The following is a 708-nucleotide window of genomic DNA, read 5'->3' on the forward strand; positions in this document are numbered from 1 at the left end:
AGTGTGACAAACTACCCTGTCGAACCCAAATCTGACCGGGGAGAAGCCGGGTGGGGCTACCTTGAGGACGAGAATACGCTCGTCGTCTCTGCAGAGTACGACTCTGCCATGTCTCATGTGGTGATGATTGCACGAGCGTTACTCGATCCTAAGACGTTCGACCAGGTCCTTACCGAGGACCGTCTCGCGGAACTTGATGGACTAATCGAAGATGGGACGTACGTTCGTGGGTCTCGAAACCTCGGGTGGTTGGCTGACTCTGTCGACTCGGCGGGTGAGTACGTCGACGTCCTCGAGGACGCGAGAGACGAGCTACTCGACATGACGCGGTCACTTGCACATGAGGACTACGAGTGTGAGACGTCCGAGTACCTGAGTCGAATCACGAAAACGGCGATGGGTCTCGCGGGAACCGCGTTTCACGTCCTCGATTTACTCGATATTGACGTCGTTTGGGAGGCTCGCTTACCCGACTACAACCGACACCCGGAGCGATACGGGGAGGACAATGCCGAGTTGTTAGCAACGACGCTTGCGAAGAACGCGCCGATTGCGGCGACGTACGGGAACCACGTAGTCCGGCGACTGTTGTTTGAAGACCGAGACGAGAAGCGACGTCAGTCGTTCGACCCTGTCGTCGACGCGAGCAATCCGTATGCGAACCTGATTGCGTCGATCTCGGTGGTTGGTGACTTCGGGAATCGGGCG

At 57.5% G+C, this 708-nt stretch carries 1 pseudogene; it reads left to right on the forward strand.

Going from position 1 to position 708, the window contains the following annotated elements:
* A pseudogene (locus tag C461_RS01220) lies at positions 1-708 on the forward strand (transcriptional regulator); the annotation flags it as partial.

This window comes from Halorubrum aidingense JCM 13560, assembly GCF_000336995.1.
Taxonomy (GTDB): Archaea; Halobacteriota; Halobacteria; order Halobacteriales; family Haloferacaceae; genus Halorubrum; species Halorubrum aidingense.